Source organism: Rhodosalinus sp. (assembly GCF_041685465.1).
GTDB lineage: Bacteria > Pseudomonadota > Alphaproteobacteria > Rhodobacterales > Rhodobacteraceae > Rhodosalinus.
The window spans coordinates 1-3,478 of record NZ_JAWLFS010000285.1 but is presented as its reverse complement, the minus strand read 5'-3'; the positions used below and the strand labels follow the sequence as shown (position 1 = coordinate 3,478).

The 3,478-nt window shown below is 73.3% G+C and carries 4 protein-coding genes; 3 read left to right on the top strand and 1 reads right to left on the bottom strand.

Going from position 1 to position 3,478, the window contains the following annotated elements; genetic code table 11:
• The 3 genes from ACESL7_RS14485 to ACESL7_RS14475 all read left to right on the top strand — a co-directional run.
• Window positions 1-1,827: ABC-F family ATP-binding cassette domain-containing protein (locus ACESL7_RS14485; RefSeq protein ID WP_372894009.1), on the top strand; the 1,827-nt coding region annotated here is incomplete at its 5' end.
• Between the two features lie 42 nt (window positions 1,828-1,869).
• On the top strand, window positions 1,870-2,487 hold the full coding sequence (locus ACESL7_RS14480; protein WP_372894008.1) for a MarC family protein: 618 nt from the start codon (window positions 1,870-1,872) through the stop codon (window positions 2,485-2,487).
• 47 nt (window positions 2,488-2,534) lie between these two features.
• Window positions 2,535-3,116, top strand: coding sequence for a retropepsin-like aspartic protease family protein (locus ACESL7_RS14475; RefSeq protein WP_372894007.1), 582 nt, complete (start codon window positions 2,535-2,537; stop codon window positions 3,114-3,116).
• Here the strand turns inward: ACESL7_RS14475 and ACESL7_RS14470 are convergent.
• Window positions 3,113-3,478: amidohydrolase family protein (locus ACESL7_RS14470; RefSeq protein ID WP_372894006.1), on the bottom strand; the 366-nt coding region annotated here is incomplete at its 5' end. The genes ACESL7_RS14475 and ACESL7_RS14470 overlap by 4 nt on opposite strands.

Here is a 3,478-nt window from a genome sequence, read left to right as displayed (position 1 = left end):
TCCTATTCGGTCGAGGGCCGGCCGCTCTTCGAGCAGGCCTCGGCGACCATTCCGGCGGGTCACAAGGTGGGCCTCGTCGGGCGCAACGGGACGGGCAAGACGACGCTCTTCCGGCTGATCCGCGGCGAGCTGTCGCTCGACGGGGGCGAGATCGCGCTGCCGCCGCGCGCGCGCATCGGCGGCGTCGCGCAGGAGGCCCCGGCCTCGGCGGTCTCGCTCCTCGACACGGTGCTCGCCGCCGACACCGAGCGCGCGGGGCTCCTCGCCGAGGCGGAGACGGCGCGCGACCCCGACCGCATCGCCGAGATCCAGACGCGGCTCGCCGACATCGACGCCTGGTCGGCCGAGGGGCGCGCGGCGGCGATTCTCTCCGGGCTCGGCTTTACCGAGGCCGAACAGGCGATGCCGTGCTCGGCCTTCTCGGGCGGCTGGCGGATGCGCGTGGCGCTCGCAGGCGTCCTCTTCGCGCAGCCCGATCTGCTTCTGCTGGACGAGCCGACGAACTACCTCGACCTCGAGGGGGCGCTCTGGCTCGAGGGGTACCTGCAGCGCTACCCGCACACGGTGCTCCTGATCTCGCACGACCGGGAGCTTCTGAACCGCGCGGTGGGGCACATCCTGCACCTCGAGGAGCGCAAGCTCACCCTCTGGACCGGCGGCTACGATGCCTTCGCCCGCGGCCGCGCCGAACGCCGCGCCGCGCAGGCGGCGGAGGCGAAGAAACAGGACGCGCGGCGCGCCCACCTGCAGAGCTACGTCGACCGCTTCCGCTACAAGGCCGACAAGGCGCGGCAGGCGCAGGCGCGGCTCAAGATGCTCGCCAGGATGGAGCCGATCGCCGCGCCGGAGGAGGCCGCCGAGCAGCGCTTCACCTTCCCCGAACCGGATCAGCTCTCGCCGCCGATCCTGCGGCTCGAGGGTGCGGCGGCGGGCTACGACGGGCGCGCGGTGCTGAAGCGCCTCGACCTGCGTATCGATCAGGACGACCGCATCGCGCTTCTCGGCCGCAACGGTCAGGGCAAGTCCACGCTCGCCAAGGTGCTCGCCGAACGCCTCGAACTCATGGAGGGACGACGCATCGCGGCGCCGAAGCTGCGCATCGGCTATTTCGCGCAGCACCAGCTCGACGAGCTGCGCGCCGACGAGACGCCGCTGGCGCATCTGGCGCGGCTCCGGCCCGAGGAGGCGCCGCCGCGCCACCGCGCGCGGCTCGCGGGCTTCGGGCTTCACGCCGCGCAGGCCGACACGGAGGTCGCGCGGCTCTCGGGCGGGCAGAAGGCGCGGCTCGCGCTGCTGATCGCCACGCTCGACGCGCCGCACCTGCTGATCCTGGACGAGCCGACGAACCACCTCGACATCGAGAGCCGCGAGGCGCTGGTGGAGGCGCTGACCGCCTATTCCGGCGCGGTGATCCTCGTGGCGCACGACTTCCACCTGCTGAGCCTCGTGGCCGACCGGCTCTGGCTCGTCTCGGGCGGGACGGTCGCGCCCTACGACGGCGATCTGGACCGCTACCGCGCCGAGCTCTCCGCGCCGGAGCGCAGTGCGTCCCGGAAGCCCGCGAAGCCGAAGCCCGGCCCCTCGAAGGAGCGGCTGTCCGAACTCCGGGCGGAGGCGCGGCGCTGCGAGGCGCGCGTCGAGAAGCTCACCGAGATGCGCGAGAAGCTCGCGAAGAAGCTCGCCGACCCGGCGCTCTACGAGCCCGAGCGCGCCGACGAGGCCGGCGTCTGGCAGCGCAAGTATGCCGAGGTCATGGAAGGGCTGGAACGGGCCGAGGCGCTCTGGGTCCGCGCGATGGAGCGGCTGGAGGCGGAAGAGACCGCCTGAGCGGCTTGCGCCCCGTCCCGCCCCGCGCGAGACTGCGCTCCCGTGGATATCGCCTTTCTCGTCACCGCCTTCACGACGCTCTTCGTCGTCGTCGACCCCGTCGGGCTCACGCCGATGTTCGTCGCGCTGACCGCCGGGCAGCCGGCGGCGGAGCGCCGCGCGGTCGCGGCGCGGGCCTGCCTGATCTCGGTCGCCATCCTCGCCCTCTTCGCCGCCTTCGGCGAGGCCGTGCTGGGGTTCGTCGGCATCTCGATGCCCGCCTTCCGCATCGCGGGCGGCATTCTGCTGTTCCTCACCGCGCTCGACATGCTCTTCGAGCGGCGCACGCAACGCCGCGAGGACCAGACGGCGGAGGACCGGCCCGACCCCTCGGTCTTTCCGCTGGCGATTCCGCTGATCGCCGGGCCGGGGGCGATCGCCTCGATGATCCTGCTCACCGGCGCGCAGCCGGGGCTCGCCGGGCTGGCGGCGGTCTGCGGCGTGATGGTGGCGGTGGTCGCGCTCGCCTTCGTGCTCTTCCTCGCCGCGCCGCTGATCGAGCGCGCGCTCGGGCGGGTCGGCGTCAACGTGGTCACCCGGCTTCTCGGCATGCTGCTCGCCGCACTTTCGGTTCAGTTCGTGATCGACGGGGTGCGCGAGATCGGGGTGCTCGGGGCGTGAAACCCGCGCGCGCCGCCCCTAGATAGGAAGCGACGGAGGGGACGCGCATGACCGGCGACCAGATCGCCCAGATCACCTATCTCGTGCTGCTCGGAACGGGCATCGCCTTCTGGCTTTTCGTGCAGACGCGCGGGGGCTTCGGGCGCATGGCGCAGTATGCCGCGGTCTGGGGGCTGATCTTCCTCGGCGTGATCGCGGCCGTCGGTCTCTGGGGCGACATCCGCCAGACGGTCGCGCCGCAGCAGTCGCTCGCCGTGGAGGAGGGGCGGATCACCGTGCCGCGTGCGGCGGACGGGCATTATTACATGACGCTGGAGGTCAACGGCACGCCCACCCGCTTCGTGGTGGATACCGGCGCGAGCCAGGTGGTGCTGACGCAGGCGGCCGCCGAACGCGCGGGCATCGACACCGAGAGCCTCGCGTATTTCGGCCGGGCGATGACGGCCAACGGCGAGGTGGCGACCGCGCCCGTGCGGCTGGAGCGGCTCGGCGACGGGCCGCTGGCCGAGCCCGGCTTCCGCGCCTGGGTCAACAGCGGCGAGATGCCCGAATCGCTCCTCGGCATGAGCTACCTGAACCGTTTCGCGCGCATCGAGATCTCGGAGGGCGAACTCGTGCTCCTGCGCTAGGCGGCGACGGGCACGCCGCCGCGCCAGACACCGCGAAGCGCGAAATCCGCGTCGAGGTGCACCAGATCGGCCGGCGCGCCGGGGACGAGGCGGCCCGCCTCCAGCCCGGCGACGCGCGCGGGCACCGAGGTCGCCATGGCGAGCGCGGTCTCCGGCGCCGCGCCGGCGGCCACCATCACGCGCACCGCCCGGGCGAGATCCAGATCCGCGCCGGCGAGCGTGCCGTCGGCGAGCGTCAGCCGCCCGCCGTCCCGGCGCACGGTCCGCCCGCCGAGGGCGAAGCTCTCCGCCTCCGCCCCCGCGAGGGCCATGGCGTCGGAGACGAGGAAGAGCGCCCCCGGCCCCGCCTTCGCCCGGAGCGC

Excerpts from the sequence above, each read along its gene's own strand:
- ACESL7_RS14475 (WP_372894007.1), top strand. The coding sequence starts at position 2,535 with ATGACCGGCGACCAGATCGCCCAGATCACCTATCTCGTGCTGCTCGGA.